Raw genomic sequence first — 22,068 nt, 5'->3', positions numbered from 1 at the left:
AAGATGGGGTTTTAGATTGAATCTTAAACGAAATTTACATACAATAGAAAGCGAAACTTGGGAAAAGGGGAAAAAAAAATGAAAAAAAAGATTTCAGTTAGTCATACTGATTGGACTTATCCTGATTATTGGATTTGTCTTAAAACAATGGTCATCCATTATTTTATACAGTGCCGGTATTTTTGTTGAGCTTTGTGGGATGATTATTGCAATTCGGTTGCTTTTCTTTGACCGTCGCGTAACTTCATCAAAAATCGCTTGGATTGCAGCAATCTTCATTTTACCTATATTTGGTGTTATTATTTATTGGTTCTTTGGTAGAAATCCACAAAATCGCATTTTTCAACACAATCAGATTGAAGAAATGGATCGCATTACAGATACAATCCATGAGTTAGCACCCTATACAAAGGGTCAGAAACCACCACATTTATCAAAACGAATTGAGCATCTTACGCATATTCAACCTGTTAACGGAAATCGGTTGACCTTGCTTACAAATGGAGAAGAAACATTCCCTGCTTTACTTGAATCAATGCGACAAGCGCAAAATCATATCCATATTCAATATTATATTTACCGGTCAGATGCAATCGGACAGGAAATCCGAGATCTTTTAATCGAACGTGCAGAAGCTGGGGTAGAAGTGAAATTCATGTATGATGCATGGGGATCCTCAAAATTATCGGAACATTTTTTAGCGCCGATGCGAAAAGTTGGGATTAAGATTCATGCTTTTGATCCACTTGGTTCTATCTGGATTGCGCGGACAGCTAATTTGAGAAATCACCGAAAAATGGTGGTTATAGATGGTCAAATTGGCTTTACAGGGGGCTTGAATGTCGGAGAAGAATATCGAAGTAATTCGAAAGAGTTCGTTATTTGGCGTGATACCCATATTAAAATTGAAGGTCCAGCTGTTATGGAGCTTCAAGAATCATTTCTGGTTGACTGGGTGTATATGGAAAACAAAGCCGATTCTGCAAAGCCGTTTGTTGATTCTGCAGGATTAGCAAGATACTTTTCACCAGAACCAGTAGGTGATAACTGGGCGCAAGTTATTTACGGCGGACCGTATGATAAAGAAAAATGGGTTCGAGATGCATTGCTTGATTTAATGGATTCGGCTAAAGAATCTGTTTGGATAACCTCTCCTTACTTTGTGCCAGATGAGGAAGCTCTTGCCGTGATCAGACGTGTAGCCATGAGTGGGATTGATGTGAGAATCATTTTGCCAGGAAAAGGTGACCGAGGCATTTCTTTTTATGGTAGCAATGGAAATATTGAAACAATGATTGAAGCGGGAGCCAAAGTCTATGCTTATCGTGATGATTCCTTCATCCATGCGAAGCAAGTGCTTGTCGACGGTGAACGCGGTGCAGTTGGAACGGCAAACTTTGATGTAAGAAGTTTCCGTTTAAATCATGAACTGATGGTCTTTTTATATGATCGTGATGATGCCATTCTTAAAATGCAACAAGACTTTGAACGAGATTTTGCAGAAAGCCATTTGTATACGATGGCTGATATGGATAAGAAATCTACGTTTACGAAAATGAAAGAAAACTTATCAAGTTTGCTTTCACCAATTTTATGAGTCATAGACGGATTTTTGGAAGCATGTTATAATTAACCTAACGTTAATTAGTTTTGGGGGATTGTATAAAATGATTCGAAAAGCGACACCAGCAGATGCTGAACAAATCGCACCACTTTTACTCACTATTTGGAAGGATATGGAACTTCCTATTTTGGAGGCAGACTCTGAAGAGGCGATTTTAGCTACTCTTCAAGAGGGAATTGCTGTACCCGATTACCGCTACGGATATAACCGAATGCATGTCTTTGAAGAAAAGGGCGAAATTGCAGGCGTTGTGGCGGGGTATCCTGGTGAAGATGAACCAATTATCGATGAGCCTTGGCAAGTCCTTGCAAAACGAAATAAGTTGAATTATACGTTTCCTGTATTTACTGAAAAAGAAACATTTCCAGGTGAATGGTATTTAGACTCGATTGTGACAGATTCTCGTTTTCGCGGTAAAGGGATCGGGACGCAACTGCTTGAAGCATTACCGGAAATCGCTCGATCTGAAGGTGAAAAATTAATCGGTCTTAGTTGCGATAAAGCCAACCCGAAAGCCAAAAAGCTTTATCAACGGCAAGGGTTCGTTGCCACTTCAGAAATCGTTTTGAGTGGACACTTATACGACCATATGCAAAAAAGAATTTAAGAAAAGAAATCGCAGTTTAATCGCTGTGATTTCTTTTTTTTTGCATCTTTTTTAAAAACACTGAAAATTCCCCTTTTTTATTTATCATAAATATGCTAATATATAAAAACACTGAAAATTTGATGTATAAAATCTATTATGATTTTTGAAAACAACTATTTCGCGTGTGACTAACAAAAAAGAAAGGGAGTTTTGTATGAGAAAGAAGGGTATTTGGCTTATTTCGAGCATCATGATTATCAGCTTTGTTTTGTCTGCATGCGGAGGAAACAGTGATTCTAGTTCGAAAAGTGGCTCAAGTGAAAATGGAAAGAAAGTTGTAAATCTGATGGAATTAGCTGAGATTCCTTCAATGGACTCGAAGAAAGGCACAGATGGCGTAAGTTTTACAGCTATCAATCAAGCTTTTGAAGGACTTTATTATTTGAATCAAAAAGATCAAGTGACACCAGGCGTTGCAGCTGGGGAACCAGAAGTGAACAAAGACCAAACGGTTTATACGATGAAGCTTCGTAAGGATGCGAAGTGGAGCGATGGGAGCCCTGTTACAGCACATGACTTTGTATATGCATGGCAAACCATCGTGAATCCTGAAACTGCTGCGGAATATGCTAGCATTTTTGAAGGAGTTGTGAAAAATGCTGGGGATATTATTGGAGGGAAGAAAAAACCTGAAGAACTGGGTGTAAAAGCAAAGGACGATCAAACGCTTGAGGTTACTCTTGAGCAACCGACGCCTTATTTCCTTTCACTACTTACTTTCCCGACGTTTTATCCACAAAAACAAGAGTACGTGGAAAAACAAGGGAAAGATTATGCTAAAGACAGTGAACATATGATTTATAATGGTGCATTTGTGATGAAAGACTGGACAAACACAAGCAAAAAGTGGACGTTCAAGAAAAATGATAAATACTGGAACAAAAAGCAAACGAAAGTGGACCAAATTAATGTGCAAGTGGTAAAAGAACCTGGTGCAGCGGTTAATCTTTACAATACTGGGAAGCTGGACCGGGCAACACTTACGGGTGATTACGCTAAGCAGAAACAAAAAGACCAGGATTATAAAACTGAACTAGAAGCTTTTGTTTACTATTTGAAATTTAATCAAAAACTAGATGGAAAAGATACCCTATTTGCGAATAAAAATGCGCGTCAAGCCTTCGCACTTACGCTAGATCGTGAACAATTGGTCGATACTGTTCTTGGAAATGGTTCGAAGCCGGCTGAAGGGTATGTGCCAGAAAAATTCACGTTCAATCCAGAAACTAAAGAAGATTTCCGGAAAGAAAGTGGGGCGTTAGTCAAAACAGACGCGAAAAAAGCAAAAGTATACTGGGAAACAGCGAAAAAAGAACTGGGACTGGATAAAATTACGGTGGAACTTCTTGTTGATGACCAAGATTTTAACAAGAAATCTGGGGAGTTCATCCAAAATGCCTTGCAGTCAAACTTAGACGGTGTGACAGTGAAAATTAAGACGGTTCCTTATAAGTCACGGCTAAAACTGGATGAAGATAAGGATTACACGCTTCAACTGACGCGCTGGGGGCCAGACTATCAAGATCCCATCACATTCCTTGCGACGCAAATTACAAACAACAACTATAATCGAGCGAATTATTCAAATGCAGAATATGATAAGCTTTTAAATGAAGCTTCAACTACGCTTGCAACTAAACCAGAAGAGCGGTGGCAAACGATGATTGATGCAGAGAAAATTTTGATAGATGATGCTGGGATCGCTCCACTTTATCAAAATGGAACGGCAGCACTTCAAAAGTCAAACTTAACTGGGATGGTTCATCACTTGTTTGGTGCTCCTTATAGCTATAAGTGGATTGAATGGAAATAAGATAGGAACTTGCTGGCCAAAAGGCCAGCAAGTTTTTGTTTTAAATGGGAACTTTTAATGGCAAGGGGACGCGTTTTATGATAGGATTTGTTGAGAACAGAGTTTTGAGAGGAGTCTTGGGAAATGGGGTATAAGACGTTACTTTTTGATGTGGATGATACGTTGCTTGATTTTAAAGTGGCTGAAGATAGTGCTTTAAAGCGTTTGTTTCAAAGTGAAAAAATTGATGCTAGTCAGGAGCTTTTAATGGTATATAAAAACCTGAATGCGGGTTTGTGGCGTCAATTTGAACGTGGAGAAATTTCTCGTGAAGAAGTTTTAAATACGCGCTTTAAACGAGTATTTGCGGAATTTAATAAACAAGTGGATGGTTTTGCGATGGAAAGTCGGTACCGAGAGTTTCTTGAAGACGGGCATCAGTTGATTGATGGAGCTAAACCGCTAATTGAAAGGTTGTACCGGGAATTTGATTTGTATATCGTGACAAATGGTGTATCGAAGACACAATACAGACGTTTGAAGGATTCTGGAATGGATCAATATTTTCGGGGGATTTTTGTCTCAGAAGATACAGGGTTTCAAAAACCAATGCCTGAATTCTTTAAATATTGCTTTGAACGAATTCCGGCTTTTTCTTTACAAGAAAGTCTGATTATTGGTGATTCGCTTAGCTCAGATATTCGCGGGGCGAATTTAGTTGGACTAGATAGTTGTTGGTTTAATCCGCATAAAGATATTAATAGCTCTGAAAACACACCAACTTTTGAAATTGAATCACTCGAAGAGCTTCCGAAGATTGTTGTGGGGTAAGCGATGAAAGGAAAAGGACGAATTCTTGTTTTATGGTTGTTAGTACTAGTCGTATTTTTAGCTGGCTGTGCTAGTGTGACAAATACAGTGAAGGTGAATCGTGATCGTTCCGCTGAACTCACTTTTGATATCAAACTTTCGAAACTAGCAGGGCTTTTTTCTGAGCAGGTCAGCGGTGATATTCAAGCAAAATTGAAAGAGCAAGGTTTTTCAGTTAAAAAAGAGTCAACCACACATTTTCTAGTTCGTAAAAAAGTGAAGAAAATGGATCAACAGGCGCTTTCAAAGCAGGAACTTGCAAAATATGGCGTGAAAATCCGGGAGAAACGTGGTTTTTTTTATGACTTCTTACCGGGTGGAAGCGAATTTGGATATTCCTAAACTTATTGGAGAGTTGGGCAGTGGAGAAATCCCTATTCCAGAGAAAGTGCTTGCACAGATTGATTATACTTTTGTGCTCGATTTGCCGATTTCGCAAGTTCAAGATAGCAATGCGGACCGGGAAGATGGCGGACAGCTAACTTGGAAAGTGCCACTCGATCAAAAAAAATAAACTGTTTGTGGAAGTAGGCGTTCCGAATGTGCTAAATATCGCTATTTTTGCAGGGATTCTACTTATAGTGTTTGCGGGAATCATTTTTGTAGTTGTTCGTAAGCGAAAAAACAAACGCAAAAGCTTGTCCGAATGAGGGCAAGCTTTTTTTGGGATTTAAGAATTATTTAAGAATTGGTTTATTGGCAGTTTAGAACTCTCTCCTATAATAAAATTATCAAAGAAAGAGGAGCTGAAAAAAATGAAGAAAAAAATGATGATTGCTATTTTAGGAGCGGGGCTTATTATTTCAGGTTGTGGAATGGGGCAAGCAGACGGGGAACAAGCACAGGCAGAAAGCACAAAGGAAAAGAGACATTCCAGTGAGAGAATCGGCTAATTGAAACGATTTGGGGAACGGGTTATCTCTTTAATGGTGAATGAAATTTGTGAGCGGATGATTTGAAATTCATTTAGAAGGGTATAAAATAAAGTCGTAAAGAATAGGAAGGTGAAGAGAATGAGTATAACAGAAACCGTTGAACTCGCTAACGGCGTGAAAATGCCTCGCCTTGGCTTCGGTGTTTGGAAAGTGGATGACAAAGAAGTGATTGATCCCGTTAAATGGGCACTTCAAGCTGGGTACAGGGCCATTGATACGGCAAAAGCTTACGGAAATGAAGCTGGCGTCGGACAAGCAATTAAGGAGTCGGGAATAAAGCGTGAAGATCTCTTTATTACAAGTAAACTTTGGAATGCTGATCAAGGCTATGATGCAACGATCGAAGCTTTTGAAGCAAGCCTTAAACGACTTGGGACCGACTATCTTGATCTTTATTTGATTCACTGGCCAGTTGCTCAGAAATTCAAAGATACGTGGCGTGCTTTTGAACAACTTTACCAAGATGGTAAAATTCGGGCGATTGGAGTTTGTAATTTCCAAGAGCATCACTTGAAGGAACTCATTGCAGATGCAGATATTGTTCCAATGGTGAACCAAATCGAGCTTCACCCGCATTTAACGCAAGAGCCGCTTCGGAAATTCTGTCGCGACCATAAAATTGTTGTTGAAGCATGGTCGCCGCTTGGAAATGGTCAAATGTTAAGCGATCCTGAACTTAAAAAAATTGCAGATAAATACGGAAAATCCGTAGCTCAAGTAATTATTAAGTGGGATCTGCAAAATGGGATTGTGACGATTCCAAAATCGGTTCACAAGGAACGGATTTTGGAAAATGCGGATGTGTTCGACTTTAAACTTTCTGAGGAAGATATGCTTGCAATCTCAGGGATGAATAAAGACGAAAGAACGGGTCCAGATCCAGACAATTTTAATTTCTAAAGAAGCTAAAATCCTGCGCAAGGTAGCCTTGTGCAGGATTTTTTTGCAATCCTGAAAATTGCTTTTCAAAATGAGAATAGTTATCATTGAAGGGAAGTAATTTTACAATCCAAGAAGGAGGAAGCAACATGGATTTTGAATTTTCAAAGGAACTTGTCGCGCTAAAAAAAGAGGTACGTGCTTTTGCGGAAGAAAAAATTCGTCCTATGGCGGATAAGCTCGATAAAGAGGCACGTTTCCCGCGCGCATTATTTGCAGAAATGGGAAAACGAGGCTATCTTGGGCTACCTTTTTCTGAGGAATATGGCGGTAAAGGCATGGGAACACTTGCTTACATGATTGCCGCTGAGGAAATTGCTCGAGCAAGTTTAGGCGTTGCGCTGAGTTATGTCGCAACGGTTTCGATCGGAACAGAACCGATTGCAAGATACGGAACACCCGAACAAAAAGAGAAATTTTTACGACCGCTTGCAGAGGGCCACGAACTGGCAGCGTTTGGACTAACAGAGAAAACAGCAGGTTCTGACGCGAAGGGAATCGAGATGAAGGCTGAAAAAGTGGGCGATGAATATATTTTGAATGGAACCAAGCAGTGGATTACAAATGCGAACTACGCTTCTATCATCACGGTTGCGGCGATCACGGGCTATACATCTTCTGGCGAAAAAATTATTTCGGCGATTGTTGTACCGCTTAATACAGAAGGAATTACCGTGACGAGCCCGTATGATAAAATGGGCGCTCGTTCATCCGACACGGGTGAAATCACTTTTAAAAATGTGCACGTCCCGCAAAAAAAACTTATTAGGGCAAGAAACGGATGGTTTGAAACAGTTGCTAAATGTGCTAAATGGCGGCCGCATTTCGATTGCAGCGATTTCAGTTGGCCTTGCGCAAGACGCGTTTGATAAAGCGCTCCGTCATTCCGGGGAACGCGTTCAGTTTGGCGGTCCCATTCGGCAATTTGAGTCTGTTCAGTTTAAGCTTGCGGATATGCTGACTGAAACGGAGGCTGCAAGATTGCTTGTTCAAAAAGCTTGTTTACTCAAAGATGCCGGAGAAACTTATATTAAGGAAGCCGCCATGGCAAAAGTTTTTGCATCGGAAACAGCTACTAGAAACGCTAACCGGGCAATGCAAATTTTAGGTGGGACAGGTTATATGCGACCTGCAGAAGTTGAACGCTTGATTCGGGATGCTAAAATTCTTGAAATCGGTGAAGGCACATCAGAAATTCAGCGTCTCGTGATTGCAAGACAACTATTTAAGGAAGAAGGAGAGAACAAATAATGGAAGAAATTCGTGCGGTCATTACAGGAACACTTCATCAATTTAAAAAACATGCAGGGGACGAAGTGGAAAAAGGAGAAGTCTTGGCAGAAATTGAATCCATGAAGATGCTGATTCCTGTTGAAGCTCCAAATACGGGGAAAATTGTAGAATGGTCAGTTACAGAAGGCGAGTTTGTAAATGAAAATGATACGATCGGGATGCTTGATTAAATGGCACTGATCAACTTGGAATACTTAGAAAATGAAGTAGCCATTTTGACACTAAATCGCCCTGAAAAGGCCAATGCGCTTTCAAAGGAAATGCTTGCTGATTTAGAGCAGACGCTCCAAACATTAAAGCCAGTTCGTGCGCTTCTCATTATAGGAAGTGGCGAACGCGTATTCTCGGCTGGGGCAGATTTGTCGGAACGAGCAGGTTTAAGTGAGGATGAAGTTTGGCCCGCTGTAGAACGGATTCGGTCGGTATGTGCGCAAGTGGCAGCGCTAAAGTGTCCAACGATTGCCGTTTTAAAAGGTGGCGCATTTGGAGGCGGGCTTGAACTCGCCCTCGCATGCGATTTTAGAATTGCGGCGCCAGAAGCGAAACTTGGGCTTACGGAAACAAGCCTTGGCATTATTCCGGGTTCTTTTGGAACGGTACGGCTCACAAGGCTTGTAGGAAAAAGCAAAGCAATGGAGCTGATTTTGATGGCGAAGAAAGTAACGGCTGAAACTGCTTTTGAGATTGGTTTAGTGAATCAAGTAGCGGAAGATGCTCTCCATACGGCGCTAAACTGGGCGGAGCAGCTGGCAAAGAATGCGCCCATTGCGGTTCAAATTGCCAAGGAAGTGATCGGCGGAGCAAGCGAATTGCCTGAGAAGGACGCCTTCTTGCTAGAAAAAGAAGGCTATTTAAAGACGATTCCAACGGCGGACAGACGTGAGGGGCTTTTGGCTTTTCAAGAGAAGCGGAGAGCCAAATTTCAAGGGAGGTAACGGTATAGTGGACTTGAATGAACGGATAGAGAAGATTAAAGCGGGCGGTAAAGCCAAATATCATCAAGCTAATAGCGAAAAAGGTAAACGGTTTGTTCGTGAGCGGATTCGACTACTGCTCGATACGGATAGCGTTTTTCAAGAAGATGGTTTGTTTGCGGAAAGTGAAGCAAAAGGACTTCCGGCGGACGGGGTCGTAACCGGTTTGGGTTTTGTGAATGGGCGAAAAGTGGCGGTAATTGCTAATGATTCGACGGTGAAAGCTGGCTCATGGGGAACAAAAACGGTAGAGAAAATCGTTCGGATGCAAGAAACGGCAGGGCGATTGGGACTTCCGCTGTTTTACCTTGTGGATTCCGCAGGGGCGCGCATTACAGATCAAGTCGCAATGTTTCCAGGGCGACGGGGAGCTGGACGAATTTTTTACAATCAAGTGCAGCTTGCTGGAAAAATCCCGCAAATCTGTTTGCTATTCGGTCCATCTGCTGCAGGCGGAGCTTACATACCTGCTTTCTGTGATATTGTGGTCATGGTGGAAGGAAATGCTTCAATGTATCTAGGGTCACCACGAATGGCGGAAAAGGTCATTGGTGAAAAGGTGTCGCTTGAAGAAATGGGTGGAGCACGGATGCACTGTACGGTATCGGGATGTGGCGATGTCCTTGCGAAATCAGAGGATGAGGCTCTTCTTTTTGCTAGACGGTATTTAGCAGTTTTAGATGAGGCAGATGGGGAAATTCCTAACCTTCCCAATGGGCAAGATCTTGGTTCGCTCATTCCAGAAAACCCCAACGCTCCACTAAATATGTATCAAGTCATTGGAGCGCTTGTCGATGCAGATAGTTTTCTTGAAATAAAAGCGCTGTTTGCCAAGGAACTGATTACGGGGTTTGCTCGTTTGAACGGAAAATCGATTGGCGTTGTGGCGAATCAGCCGATCGTAAAGGGCGGCGTGCTGTTCCCAGATTCTGCGGATAAGGCGACGAAGTTTATCCAGATTTGTAATGCTTACCGGATCCCACTTTTGTTTTTAGCGGATGTACCTGGATTTATGATCGGCTCACAAGTTGAAAGGGCAGGAATTATTCGTCACGGGGCAAAAATGATTGCAGCTGTAAGTGATGTAACGGTTCCGATGATTTCTGTGATTGTACGCAAAGCATACGGGGCAGGTCTTTATGCGATGGCTGGTCCGGCGTTTGAGCCAGATGCAGTTCTTGCGCTTCCTTCGGCTGAGGTGGCGGTGATGGGGCCTGATGCGGCTGTTAATGCGGTTTATGCAGGAAAGATTGCGGAGTTAGATGAAAAGGAACGTGCGGCGTTTATCGCGGAAAAAACGGCAGAATATCAAGCGGAAATTAATATTTATCAAGAAGCTTCTGAACTTATTGTGGATGCAATCGTTGCACCGGAAAAATTGCGTCAGGAACTTGAGATGCGCTTTACATTTTATGAGGATAAACGGGAGACGACGCAGACACATAAAATTTATCCGATGTAGGTAGGTGAGAAAAAATGCTTGAGGGCTTTTATAAGAAAACGCGAACAGAACGACTAGATGCGGTTCAAGAGCTGTGCGGATTGTCTGATGAGGAACGTGCTTTGTTTGACCAAGCAGGGGCACTCTCTTTTGAGACAGCAGATCATATGGTAGAAAATTTACTTGGGACTTATGGAGTGCCATTTGGACTGGGATTAAACATGCGAATGAATGGTCGGGATTATCTCGTTCCAATGGCAACGGAAGAACCTTCTGTGATTGCTGCACAAAGTGGAGCAGGAAAGTTGATTCGTCAAGCTGGGGGAATCAAGGCCGAGTCGCGTTCACGTGAAATGACAGGGCAAATTGAGCTATGCGGGATAAAAGATGTCAAGAAAAGTCGGGCTGCCATTTTGGCGCAGAAAACAGAGCTATTGTTTCTTGCTAATAGTGCCTATCCGTCTTTACAAAAGCGCGGGGGCGGTGCTGTTGATTTGACTGTTCGAGAGGTAAAGACGGTGCGGGAGACGCTTTTAGTTGTGCATATATCGGTTGAAACACTTGAAGCGATGGGAGCCAATATGATCAATACAATGGTAGAAGCCCTTGCTCCGAGGCTTGAAGAACTCTCTTGTGGAATCGCGGAAATGCGGATTTTGACCAATTTGGTCGATCAAGCAACGGCAACGGCTAAGTGTGTGATCTCACCTGACTTGATTTCAGGAAAGGGCTTTAGTGGAGAAGAAGTTCGTGATCGTATAGTTCGTGCTTACGAATTTGCGTCAGCCGATATTTACCGAGCGACAACGCATAATAAAGGAATCATGAACGGTGTGGATGCAGTTGTTCTTGCTTTTGGTAATGATACCCGTGCGGTGGAAGCAGCGGCACATGCCTATGCAGCAAAAACGGGTACGTATCAACCGATGAGTAGTTGGTCAGTTTCTGATGCGGGGGAGCTGGTTGGTGAACTCACGCTTCCCATGCCAGTTGCCATGGTCGGTGGTTCAATTGGGATTGTCCCACTTGTCTCCCTTTCAAAAAAAATTTCGGGTGTGAAATCAGCGAGTGAACTTGCCGAGTTCATTGTTTCGGTGGGGCTTACGCAAAACTTTGCGGCTTTGCGTGCACTAGTTACTGAAGGGATTCAGCGCGGTCATATGTCACTACAAGCCAAATCAACGGCGATCGCAGCTGGAGCAGTCGGAGCGGAAGTGGAACGAGTGGCAGAAATTTTGCTGAAAAATCGCAGTGTGAGTCTTACAAGTGCCTCTGAGATTTTGCAAAAAATGCGTGATTTATCGTCTAATTGAGTAAAAGTCTCATAATTTATTCTTATGGGACCGAAAAAGCAACACAAAAGGCTATAAATTCATAAATTATTCACAAATTTGTCACAGACTTCTTTTTAGAAATAGGATATGATTAAATAAAGTATTGCAAGGCTCCCTAAGTTGTTTAGAACTCTCTTTTCTACGACCATATCCTTGCAATGCTTTTTTTGTTGTTCAAAAAGCGGAGATATGTTACTATGAAAAGAAAAATCTGACTTTTAGCAATGTTTGAACGAAAAATTTGAACTTAGGGGGAGCTGCAAATGGAGAAAGCTTTTAAATTAATGGTTGATGAACAGTTGAGCTTGGTTCAACCGAGTCTTTCGATGGCAACAGAGGTTTTTGATGTGCTCGATAAAAATCGCGATCATTTGCGAACATTTTTGGATTTCGTAGATAGCACAAAAAGCCCAGAAGACGAGAGCGCCTACATAAAAATGAAATTAGATGGCTACATGAAAGGAACAGACCGCTTGTTTTTTATTGCCTTTGATGACGAAATTATTGGCGCGATTGATTTGCATTTCATGAGTTTAAGCGATCAATGTGCGGAGATTGGTTACTGGGTGAGTTCTACTCATTGCGGGAAAAACATTGCGACAAAAGCGGTGCGAGCTGTTTGTGAAGTTGCTTTTCTAGAGATGAAGCTAAACCGCTTGACGATTGTAGCGGATATAACTAATGTAGCCAGTAATCGTGTGGCTGAAAAAAGTGGGTTTCAAAAAGAAGGAACATTTAGACAGGCCAAGAAACTTTATGATGAATTTACAGATTTAAACACCTACGCGCTCTTAAAAAATGAATTTATTAAAGGTTAAATCGGGCGGCCGGTAAAGATTGTTAAATCCTTGCATCGCAAGGATTTCTTTATTTTTGACAAATTTGTTAACTAATTTGATAAATAAAACTTTAGTTTGTTAATTATCTATCTTGAAAAGCTATCTGGTGATATAATTGTCGTGATAGAAGTAATTTGCCTTTTAGAGAGGAGATGAATGTAAGCGCAGTCAAATGGGGTGCAGTTTTAGGTTGCTAGACGGTAGAAACAAGAGAATAAATCAAAGAGAGGGGCAATTTGCCGTGACAACTGAAAAAGAGGGAAGAGCTAATCAATCGTTTTTTCTACTGCTTCTTTTATTTATTGGCTATACGTGTGTTTATGTAGATAAATATACGATCGGAATCTCACTAGTAACGATATCAAAAGATCTTGGTTTTGATCCGAGTGAAAAAGGAATTATTTTAGGTGCTTTTTTCCTTGGCTATACGATCATGCAAATACCGATGGGCTATTTGAGCAATAAATTTGGTTCTAAGATTGTACTTGTTTTTTCACTCGTTGGAGTGGGTCTTTTTTTTAATGATCTTTGGCTTTGGTTTTTCATTGTTATTTTTAGTGATTATTCGCTTTTTGACGGGTGCACTTGCTCACGCTGGATATCCCCCTTCTGTGAGTGGTTTTATCGCGACAAATGTTCCAGCTGAGAAAAAAGGATTTGCACAAACGATCATGATTTCTTCATCAGGTTTTGCAATGTTTATTGGACCACTACTTGTGGCTCCGCTTTTGACAACAGTGGGTTGGCGCAACACCTATTACATAATGGGTGGCATCGTTATTTTGATAGGCCTTTCGCTTTTAATATTGCCTAAGCAAACTAAAACAGCAAAGAGTGGAACGAAGGAAACTAAGCAAAGCCTTTCATTTCTCCAAATTCTTAAAGATCCTGTGATTTGGGTGCTCGTGATCGCTGCGTTTCTTATGAATGCGTCGGTTTACGGCTTAACAAGTTGGCTTGCTTCTTATTTAAGTGAAGCTCGCGGGCTTCCTATTGATCAAGTCGGCTACGTGAGTTCTTTAACGGGGGTCTTCATTTTACTTGCAGGCGTTTTAGGTGGATATTTGATTGGACGATTTTTCAGAGGAAAAGAAAAGCACATCATTGTTCTTTCTGGCCTGGTTGGAGCGCTTTGTATTTATGGCGTTTTTATGATGCAAAGTTTACTGACATCAATCATCATGCTTTGTATTGCTAACATGCTTTGTATCATCGCCTTTTCGACATTGATGAGCTTGCCGCATCAGTTGTTCCGACCAGATGAAGTGGCAACTAAGTATGCAACGGTAAATGCGGGTGGCGTATTCGGTGGTTTTTTTTGCGCCGATGATTATTGGGGCGCTTGTCCAAAAAACAGGCTCGTATCAGTCCGCTTTTCTATTCCTAGCAGGTACTTTTCTTTTTGGCGGCTTGGCGGTTCTTATGATTAGAGGAAAACGGAAAAAAACAAAAACAACTTGTGTAAAAGGAGAAGATAAATATGTGTACAGGAATTAGTGTGTTTTCGAAGCAAGGAAATCCTTTTTGGGGAAGAACCCAAGAATTTGATATGGATTTAGAGTATCTTGGATTAATTATACCTGCTCAAACAGTGATTCAAGCATCACTTACAGAGTATGTGGCTAAACATTCCTTTGTAGGAGTTTCCATAAAAGGAGCTGATATGGTCGTTGATGGTGTTAACGATGCAGGGTTAGCTGGCGGTTCATTTTATTTTGGCAATGTCAATCGCTACGAACCAAAAAGTGAGATCGAAGCCGCAGGTAAGTTGCCGCTTGCAGGGGAAGAGTTTGTGACCTGGGCACTTGCAAACTGTAAAAATGTTGAAGAAGTGCGGGAAAAAGCCTTAGCCGAAGTAGCAATTTCATCGGACGGTGGAATGCTTGGAACCTCACTCCCGCAGCACTATGTTTTTCAAGATTTGTCCGGCAAGTCGCTTGTTGTTGAGCCATCTATTCCAGGTAGTTTTGAAATCTATGATAATTTAGTGGGAACCTTTACGAATAGCCCCAAATTTGATTGGCACGTAACGAATCTCGAAAATTATGTAGGATTAAGTCAGGAAATTGCCCCGGCTCGTAAAATCGGCGAGGCAAATATCTTTTCTTCAGGAAAGGGAAATGGACTTTATGGTATTCCAGGAGACTTCACGCCTCATTCTCGTTTTGTCCGCGCGACTTTTTTAAACCAATTTTCAGATCCTGTAGATGATGATAAAGCAATTGAATTGATTTTCCATGTTTTAGATAGTTTTGATATTCCAAAAGGTGTAGTGGTATCGGGCGATAACCATAAAGTGCAGTTTACACAATATACCTCAGCGTATGATTTAAAAGAAAAAGCACTGTATGTCCATTTATATGATAATCGGCAAATACAAATGTTATCGCTTGAAAAGGTAACTGAACCGACTAGATTTCAAATCATATCCGAACAGCAAGTTGCTAAAATGACTCCCCTAAAATAACAAAAACGAACGCGTTAGAAGATACTATCTTCTAACGCGTTTCGCTTTTTTAAATTAATTTTTTCTTTTTTTAGTTCTTGTTTTTAAATTTTTTCTGCAAGGGTTGCTTTTTTAAAAATAGTATTTTGGATCTGTTTTTCGGATAATGAACCGGAAGTGGCTCTTTCATAAAGCGATTTAAAGATTTGTCTACTTGAACCCATCCGCGCCAACTTAAGTGGATCGGATCTTCTAAGAAGTAAGGCATATCGGAATACTCTTCTAAGGAAAGGTATTTAAATCCATTTTTTTTAACCTGAGCCTCTGATTTTTCATAGTACTTATGAAGTTTTGATTGATCCATTCCAAGATAGTTTGTCCACTCACGATTGATCGGTGGATTTACGAATAACACATCTGCGTGCACCTTCTTAAGGGCATCCATCATAAGTTGTAAATCATCGTATTCCGGAGATTCTACGTAACTTAAATCTTTCTTGCTATCTTTTAATTTCTCTTCAATAGGTTTGATTTTTTTAGTATAGTAGTGATTTTTTACATGGAAATCATTGTTATCAGTTTGTTTTTCACCAAGTGATTTTGCAAACTCATCTAACTCTTTAAAGTTTGGTTGATCCGGTAGTTGCTTTACTTCTTTGTCGATTTTTGCTTGTTTAGATCCTGTTACAAACTTTGATTGCAGTTCGTCTTTGCGTTTTAAAACACGATACTGAATTTCACCAGCTCTTTTTGTAAGAAACGGACTGTGTGGCTTATTAGGACCAATTGTTGCGATATTTTCAAGCAGTTTCGAAAGAGTTGCGTCATTTTGAACGACTTTAAAACTTAACAATCTGCGTGCAGCGTAGCGACGTTCAGGCGTTTCCTTTTCATCTTGTAACGCAAATGTATAGGCTTGAATTGGTGAAAATGTAGCGCCAAAGTGATTATCGTCTACCCCTTTTGGCTGGAACCACTGAGGTGATAAAACAAAGACGACTTTCTTATTTTTTAGTTCATTTTCTAGCATGTTAATATCCAAGTAATGATAGAGCGACTGAGTGCCTGGTCGACCGATTAAAAAGGGTGTGTAGCCGGTTTTATATTTTTTAGCAAAGACACTTGGATGAAGCGGATCAATTCGTGAAAGTTCCGATGAACCAAAAATTGGTAAATACTTATCAGATTCAAAAGCTACACGCTGAATCTCTTCTCCACCAACCACGGCGGGGCTCATTGAAGTTGCCCCTTCACTAACAGCTCGTTCGGAGACACCACCAAAAATGGCGCTTGGTCCAAATAAAATGAATAGGAAGATAAAACCTGCCACTAAAATCGGCCCAAAAATCATCCAAAGCTTTTTTTTTCATCCTTTTAATGCCTCAAGCTGTTTGATGATCATTTCTGGAGTTGCCCAATCGTCGCGCTCAAATTCAGAAACAGGAACTGTGATGTCAAGGTTGTTTTCAATTTCAACAAGTAGCTGGACAGTTGCCATCGAATCAAGGAGTCCTTCTTCAAATAGTTGTACATCTGTATTTTCTTTTACTTCTTCAGATTCTGTGATTTCCTCTAAAATATCTAAAACTTCGTCACGAAAAGCCATAATTAATTCCCACCTTTAGTTTAAATTGATTAATTTGTCAAATATGCCGGAGAAGATCAAGAAACCAAAACAAACGAAGTTGAAGGTAATGAACATTCCGATGACATAAGTGATTTTATTTTTTGGATAAAACTTATATTTTTTATTGATACGTTCGAAAATATCAAAGCAGACAATTAGCAAGGCTTGATAAAGACCGTAAACAATATAATACCAGTGTAGACCGTGCCAGATTCCCATCACGAAGAAATTTACGAAATAGGCAATGTAGGCAATTGTAAACTTACTTTTGAACCATTTTTTCTTTGTTAGCCAGAAGACAAGTCGCATGAAGATGAAATCTCGGAACCAGAAGGATAGTGTCATGTGCCAACGATTCCAGAAGTCTTTAATATTGCGAGCGAGAAATGGTTTATTAAAGTTCATTGGCGTATTCACACCAAGTAAGTACGAAACACCGACGGCAAATAAACTATACCCAGCAAAGTCGAAAAAGAGATACATGCTGTAGCCATACATATAGCCGAACAAGCTAGAACCAAAGTCAACATGATGCAAGACATTGAACTCAAGTGGTCCTTTCCAGTAGGTTTCGATCAAATAAGCGATAATAAATTTGTACAGAAAACCAAGGAAGATGTAAAAAATACCTCGATTTAAAAGCCCCAAGTATTTTTCCTGATCAACTGGTTTTGTGACATCTTTTTGAAAGCGTCTGAACCGGTCAATTGGACCAGAAGAAATAGTTGGGAAAAATAGCAAGAAATTGACGAATTGTGTGGAATCATATTCTTTAATGAGTCCATCGCGAATTTCCATTACCATTGTGGTCGCTTTAAAGGTCAAATACGAAATGCCGAGAAACCCGACGAGTGTTGTTTGACTTTCAAGCAAAGGTTGCACTTTTACTATAATCAGCGGCAGGATAGATAAAATCACTGCTAATACAAAAATGCCACCATGATTTTTTCCTTGAACGCGCCGGTAATTAAAGTAAAACCGGACGACCACAAGTTGCCAAAAAATGAAAACAATAAAGGCAATACCTTGTACCATGTTGCTTGAAAACATAAAGAAAATAAAGAGTAACGTTACAAATGCGTTATAAACGGGAAGTCTTTTCCCCATTAAATTTGCAATCACGATAGGCGCGATAAAAAGAGCCAGGATTGCAAAGTAAAATATTGTACCGTATGGGGTTGTCATTCGTTCACCTCGTCATTTAAAACTTTGCGATCAATTTTTCCGTTATTCGTAAGTGCAAACTCGTCTTTATAAATCCATTTACGCGGAATCATATAGCTTGGCATCTTCACTTGGAGTTCTTCTTTAATCGCTTTAGTTAGCTTAAACGGCTTGTCAAAAGAATGTGGATTAGGGACAACAAAAGCCACTAAGCTATCAACTTTTCCACTGACAATTTTAGAAATTACAACAGCCGAGCGAATATAGCTGACTTCTTTTAAGTTGTTTTCAATATCTTCTAGCTCAATTCGGTAGCCGTGAAGTTTAATTTGAAAATCAAGCCGACCATAGAAGAAAAGAAAGCCATCTTGAATGCTACCGCAGTCACCTGTAAAGTACGCATTAGCTTCATTTGTGTGCTCAAAGACTTTTGCCGTTTTTTCTGGTTCGTTTAAGTAACCTTTTGAAACACTAGGTCCTACTAAAACAATTTCTCCTTTTTCACCAGAAGCAACTTCTTGCTTGGTTTCTGGATCTACAATTAGAAGCTTGGTATCCGGTTTGACTTTACCAAGTGGTAAACTTGGATAGGCATCAATTATTTCTTTAGTTACTTGCATTTCAGTCACTGCAACGGTCGCTTCTGTTGGTCCGTATGTGTTAAAGATTTTAGCATCTGGGAAGCGTTTCAGAAGTTCGCGTGCGGTTTCTTTGGTTAAGACTTCACCACAGAAAATGAAGGAAGATAAAGTTTTACAAGTTTCAGCGTTAAAGTCTGGACTAAGAAGCGCAATGTCCATAAAAGAAGGGGTTGAAACCCAAACGTTTAAATCTAAAGTACCCAGTGTGCTATAAAGGTCTTTCAAATTAGAGGTAATCGTTTTGTCAACTGGTACAAGTGTTCCCCCAGAAAGGAGACAAGGATATAAATCCATGACAGAAAGGTCAAAGGAGAATGGGGCTTGATTTAAGAAGCGCATTCCTTCACGAAGCGAAAAGTCTTGCAATAACCAATTGGAAAAACTGACTAAGTTATTTTGACTGATTTGAACTCCTTTAGGCATACCAGTGCTTCCAGAAGTATAAATGATATAATGATTGGCATCACCTTTTACAAAATGACTGCGATCAATTTGCACGCCTACTTCTGATTGAATCGCTTCATCTATTTCTGCTCTTGTCATAACTTGAGCTTTCAAAAGTACATCTTCAGGTAGACTTTCAACAGCAAGAACCATAGAAGGCTCGGATGCTTGAATGATTTGTTCGATTCTTTCGCTTGGCATGGATATATCCACTGGAATATAAGCATGTCCACTTTTTAGTGAAGCCATAAATGCAACGGGCATAAGTTCATTCATATGACCGTAAACAACAATCGGACTGTCTGTTTGCTTCAGCTTTTTCAACAAGTGACTGGCAAGAGCATCTGACATTTGTTTGAGTGCCAGATAGGAAAGTGCTCTTCCCTGATAATCATAGCAAGGAAAGTCAGGTGTTCGTTCTGCCCATTCATCAATTCGTTCGACAATAGATGTTGCCATGGTTTGCACACTCATTTTATTCATCCTTTCTTTTTAAAATTCGTTATAGATAAAGTTTGTACTGTTCGGATTTTTGAATCCGTAAAACCAGAGCAAGCCAAGTAAGACAGCTAAATAGAAGATTGTTTTTTAAAACAAAAACCGTTCCGGGAAGACAGAAAAAAATGCTTGACTTTGTTCATGTATTCACCTCATTAATATTACTATTGTGTTACAAATATTAAGCTTTTACTCAATTAATAATGTAACCCAGGGGTTTGCAAATGTCTAATTACATTTTTGTAAGGTTGAAGCGCTTACATGTGGCGAAAAATAAACATTTAGCGATTACGGTCAGTGGAGGAGTAATAAAATCCTGAAAATAACAAGGATTATCGGTATAATGAAAGAAGGAAATCAATTTTAACGGTCAGAAAGATGTTAAAAATGTAAGGTTGGGTGAAGAAATGGTAAACATGAAAAAATTAGCTGGCGAAAAAGCATGCGAAGAGATAAAAGAAGGAATGGTCGTCGGACTTGGGACGGGGTCAACAACGTTTTATGCGATTGAAGAACTCGGAAGGCGAGTAAGTGCTGGGCTCAAAATTCGGGCGGTTGCAACATCAAAAAAAACGGAAGAGCTAGCAAGTGAACGATTAATTCCACTTGTTTCTTTAAATGAAGTTCATGAGATTGATTTAACTATTGATGGGGCTGACGAAGTAGATTCTTTCTTAAATGGGATAAAAGGCGGCGGGGGAGCTCTCTTTCGTGAAAAAATGGTCGCGCTTCATTCTAAACGGAATTTATGGGTGGTTGATGAAACCAAACTTGTTCAGGAACTGGGAGCTTTTCCACTACCGGTTGAAGTTTTACCTTTTGGCTACAGACAAGTTGAAAAAGAACTTGTAGCACTAGGGTTTCATCCAAGGCTTCGAAATGCATTTAATAGTAAAGAGCCGTTTATAACCGACAATGGAAATTATATTTTTGATCTTTCGTTAAAAAAAAATAAAAAATACCGAATTGCTGGCACAAAAACTCGATAGCATTTCCGGTATTTTAGAGCATGGACTATTTTTACAGGTGGCAAGTGAACTTTTAATTGGTAAAAAAGACGGCACAATCGAAAAACGTTGATTAAGGCCTTTTTGGGAAAAAACGGAACATCAAGTATACGAGTAGTTGCAAAATAAATAAGTAACCGATAAATTCAAATTGAAAGCTTGAGATATCTAGTATACTTTTTACAGCTTCCAGTGGTTCTGTGATAAGATGAATGGTATGGAGTCGCTCGAAACGTCCTAGATAGATGCCATAACTCGATAAAAGGAGCACAAGGGGAAGCAAAAGGAACGTTCGATTTTTTTTTCATTCGTTCTTTGGCTGCATCTAAGAAAAACTGTAGTGATAGGTTGCCTACGAAAAGACCGAAGAAGATGGAAGCAGCCATCACAGAAAAGCTTTGCCAAAGAAAACTATCTTTTTTGAGAATCCCATTGTAATCATAAATTCGGAATTGCTTCAGATGAAAAAAGTCTGTCACAAGGTAGAAGGCATTGGGGAAAAAGAGTAGCCAAGCGACTGCTACGATCCAAAATACAAAAGGATTTCGCTTTTTATGATAAAGAAATACGGCGATTTCAAATGGAATATAAGCAAGTGTTACGTTTAAAATTAGAAAATGATAGTAATCAAGAACGAAAAAAAAGAAGCAACATAAGGCTTAAATAAAAAATTCGGCAAGCCAGATCAGCTTTTTCATTTTAAGTAGCAACTCCTTTCAGGCTGTCTAATTTCTATTATACCTGTTTTTGATAGATCTTTAATAAAAATTTAAAATCTTATTTTGAATAAGTAATGGAGGAATAAAATGATAGCAAAAACAAATGAAGATTTTGAAGCGTTAAAAGAAATTGGGAAAATCGTAGCTAGGATTCGTGATGAACTCGTTCGAAAAACACAACCCGGTGTAACAACAAAAGAGCTTGATGAACTAGCAGGTAAGCTTTTTGAAGAGGAAGGCGCTGTTTCTGCACCTAAGAGCGAATATGACTTCCCGGGATTCACTTGTATTAGCGTTGGACAAGAAGTTGCCCATGGGATTCCAGGAAATCGTGAAATTAAAGATGGGGATTTAGTCAACATTGATGTTTCTGGATCGAAAAATGGTTATTTTGCGGATACGGGTCTTTCGTTTGTAGTAGGAAACGGAAAGGAAGAGCTTAAGCAACTTTGCGAAGTTGCTAAAAAAGCTTTTGATGCAGGACTTGTTAAAGCAAAACCTGGTTCTAAAAAAAAGTGGAATTGGTCGAGCAGTTTGGAAAACGGCTCGGGAGCATGATTTGACGGTCATCAAAAACCTCACGGGACACGGGATTGGGCACACGATTCATGAAGCTCCCGACCATATTTTTAACTACAATGCCACTTGGGATGATGAGCTACTGAAAGACGGAATGGTGATTGCTTTCGAACCATTTATTTCAACTTTTGAAGAAGAAGTTTTTCAAGAAACGGATGGTTGGACTTATGCGACTGAAAAGAGTTATGTAGCACAAATTGAACATACACTTATTTTGACGAAAGAAGGCCCCATCATTTTGACCAAGTAGATC

The 22,068-nt window shown here is 40.1% G+C and carries 18 protein-coding genes and 6 pseudogenes; 18 read left to right on the top strand and 6 right to left on the bottom strand.

All coding sequences use genetic code 11. The features are described 5' to 3' along the window. Nucleotides 1-127 precede the first annotated feature (127 nt). From cls to MAQA_RS01500, 16 genes and pseudogenes are all read left to right on the top strand, one after another. A complete protein-coding gene (gene cls / locus MAQA_RS01565) occupies nucleotides 128-1,597 on the top strand; it encodes a cardiolipin synthase (protein WP_420911919.1) in 1,470 nt (489 codons plus the stop codon). Between the two features lie 70 nt (nucleotides 1,598-1,667). Beyond that, nucleotides 1,668-2,231 carry a GNAT family N-acetyltransferase gene (locus MAQA_RS01560; protein WP_036070622.1) on the top strand — a complete coding sequence of 188 codons (564 nt, stop codon included), beginning with the start codon at nucleotides 1,668-1,670 and terminating at the stop codon, nucleotides 2,229-2,231. A 196-nt stretch (nucleotides 2,232-2,427) separates the two neighbouring features. Further along, on the top strand, nucleotides 2,428-4,086 hold the full coding sequence (locus tag MAQA_RS01555; RefSeq protein WP_036070620.1) for a peptide ABC transporter substrate-binding protein: 1,659 nt from the start codon (nucleotides 2,428-2,430) through the stop codon (nucleotides 4,084-4,086). A gap of 123 nt (nucleotides 4,087-4,209) precedes the next feature. Further along, nucleotides 4,210-4,896 carry a YjjG family noncanonical pyrimidine nucleotidase gene (locus tag MAQA_RS01550; protein WP_036070619.1) on the top strand — a complete coding sequence of 229 codons (687 nt, stop codon included), beginning with the start codon at nucleotides 4,210-4,212 and terminating at the stop codon, nucleotides 4,894-4,896. A gap of 3 nt (nucleotides 4,897-4,899) precedes the next feature. Beyond that, nucleotides 4,900-5,277: a hypothetical protein gene (locus MAQA_RS13420; RefSeq protein ID WP_052008394.1), complete on the top strand. Its 378-nt coding sequence runs from the start codon at nucleotides 4,900-4,902 to the stop codon at nucleotides 5,275-5,277. Further along, a complete protein-coding gene (locus MAQA_RS13415; protein ID WP_052008393.1) occupies nucleotides 5,264-5,449 on the top strand; it encodes a hypothetical protein in 186 nt (61 codons plus the stop codon). The genes MAQA_RS13420 and MAQA_RS13415 overlap by 14 nt, the downstream gene beginning before the upstream one ends. A 241-nt stretch (nucleotides 5,450-5,690) precedes the next feature. Continuing rightward, nucleotides 5,691-5,828 carry a hypothetical protein gene (locus MAQA_RS14510; RefSeq protein WP_159099947.1) on the top strand — a complete coding sequence of 46 codons (138 nt, stop codon included), beginning with the start codon at nucleotides 5,691-5,693 and terminating at the stop codon, nucleotides 5,826-5,828. 120 nt (nucleotides 5,829-5,948) lie between these two features. Continuing rightward, on the top strand, nucleotides 5,949-6,770 hold the full coding sequence (locus MAQA_RS01540) for an aldo/keto reductase (protein ID WP_036070618.1): 822 nt from the start codon (nucleotides 5,949-5,951) through the stop codon (nucleotides 6,768-6,770). Between the two features lie 128 nt (nucleotides 6,771-6,898). Then, nucleotides 6,899-8,060, top strand: a pseudogene (locus MAQA_RS01535) (acyl-CoA dehydrogenase family protein). After that, nucleotides 8,060-8,272 (top strand): acyl-CoA carboxylase biotin carboxyl carrier protein subunit, encoded by a 213-nt coding sequence (locus tag MAQA_RS01530; RefSeq protein WP_036070617.1) that lies wholly within the window; start codon nucleotides 8,060-8,062, stop codon nucleotides 8,270-8,272. The pseudogene MAQA_RS01535 and the gene MAQA_RS01530 overlap by 1 nt, the downstream one beginning before the upstream one ends. After that, nucleotides 8,273-9,037, top strand: a complete 765-nt coding sequence (locus tag MAQA_RS01525; protein WP_036070616.1) for an enoyl-CoA hydratase-related protein — start codon at nucleotides 8,273-8,275, stop codon at nucleotides 9,035-9,037. Nucleotides 9,038-9,044: 7 nt separating this feature from the next. Continuing rightward, nucleotides 9,045-10,538, top strand: coding sequence for an acyl-CoA carboxylase subunit beta (locus MAQA_RS01520; RefSeq protein ID WP_036070613.1), 1,494 nt, complete (start codon nucleotides 9,045-9,047; stop codon nucleotides 10,536-10,538). Nucleotides 10,539-10,552: 14 nt separating this feature from the next. After that, nucleotides 10,553-11,830 (top strand): hydroxymethylglutaryl-CoA reductase, degradative, encoded by a 1,278-nt coding sequence (locus MAQA_RS01515; RefSeq protein ID WP_036070609.1) that lies wholly within the window; start codon nucleotides 10,553-10,555, stop codon nucleotides 11,828-11,830. A gap of 284 nt (nucleotides 11,831-12,114) precedes the next feature. Continuing rightward, nucleotides 12,115-12,669, top strand: a complete 555-nt coding sequence (locus tag MAQA_RS01510; protein WP_036070607.1) for a GNAT family N-acetyltransferase — start codon at nucleotides 12,115-12,117, stop codon at nucleotides 12,667-12,669. 262 nt (nucleotides 12,670-12,931) lie between these two features. Further along, nucleotides 12,932-14,187, top strand: a pseudogene (locus MAQA_RS01505) (MFS transporter). After that, nucleotides 14,171-15,157 (top strand): choloylglycine hydrolase family protein, encoded by a 987-nt coding sequence (locus MAQA_RS01500; protein ID WP_036070604.1) that lies wholly within the window; start codon nucleotides 14,171-14,173, stop codon nucleotides 15,155-15,157. Before MAQA_RS01505 ends, MAQA_RS01500 begins: the two are co-directional and overlap by 17 nt. A gap of 70 nt (nucleotides 15,158-15,227) precedes the next feature. On the opposite strand, the gene dltD is transcribed toward MAQA_RS01500, so the two are convergent. The 5 genes and pseudogenes from dltD to MAQA_RS16525 all read right to left on the bottom strand — a co-directional run bounded on the left by dltD (nucleotide 15,228) and on the right by MAQA_RS16525 (nucleotide 19,653). Then, nucleotides 15,228-16,487, bottom strand: a complete 1,260-nt coding sequence (gene dltD / locus MAQA_RS01495) for a D-alanyl-lipoteichoic acid biosynthesis protein DltD (RefSeq protein WP_036070601.1) — start codon at nucleotides 16,485-16,487, stop codon at nucleotides 15,228-15,230. A 15-nt stretch (nucleotides 16,488-16,502) separates the two neighbouring features. Next, entirely contained in the window at nucleotides 16,503-16,742 is a 240-nt protein-coding gene (gene dltC, locus MAQA_RS01490) for a D-alanine--poly(phosphoribitol) ligase subunit DltC (protein ID WP_036070598.1), read from the bottom strand. A 15-nt stretch (nucleotides 16,743-16,757) separates the two neighbouring features. Then, nucleotides 16,758-17,948, bottom strand: a complete 1,191-nt coding sequence (gene dltB, locus MAQA_RS01485; protein WP_036070596.1) for a D-alanyl-lipoteichoic acid biosynthesis protein DltB — start codon at nucleotides 17,946-17,948, stop codon at nucleotides 16,758-16,760. After that, nucleotides 17,945-19,471: a D-alanine--poly(phosphoribitol) ligase subunit DltA gene (gene dltA, locus MAQA_RS01480; RefSeq protein WP_036071005.1), complete on the bottom strand. Its 1,527-nt coding sequence runs from the start codon at nucleotides 19,469-19,471 to the stop codon at nucleotides 17,945-17,947. Before dltA ends, dltB begins: the two co-directional genes overlap by 4 nt. A 33-nt stretch (nucleotides 19,472-19,504) precedes the next feature. Next, a pseudogene (locus MAQA_RS16525) lies at nucleotides 19,505-19,653 on the bottom strand (teichoic acid D-Ala incorporation-associated protein DltX). A 264-nt stretch (nucleotides 19,654-19,917) separates the two neighbouring features. Here MAQA_RS16525 and rpiA point away from each other — a divergent pair. Then, nucleotides 19,918-20,590 (top strand): annotated as a pseudogene (gene rpiA / locus MAQA_RS01475) (ribose-5-phosphate isomerase RpiA). On the opposite strand, the pseudogene MAQA_RS16520 reads toward rpiA, so the two are convergent. Further along, nucleotides 20,591-21,128: pseudogene (locus MAQA_RS16520) on the bottom strand (DUF1361 domain-containing protein). A 195-nt stretch (nucleotides 21,129-21,323) separates the two neighbouring features. On the opposite strand from MAQA_RS16520, the pseudogene map reads away from it, so the two are divergent. Then, nucleotides 21,324-22,065: pseudogene (map, locus tag MAQA_RS01470) on the top strand (type I methionyl aminopeptidase). Nucleotides 22,066-22,068 lie beyond the last annotated feature (3 nt).

Source organism: Listeria aquatica FSL S10-1188 (assembly GCF_000525795.1).
GTDB lineage: Bacteria > Bacillota > Bacilli > Lactobacillales > Listeriaceae > Listeria > Listeria aquatica.
The sequence above is the reverse complement of the archived record's forward strand: the minus strand, read 5'-3'. Positions and strand labels throughout refer to the sequence as shown.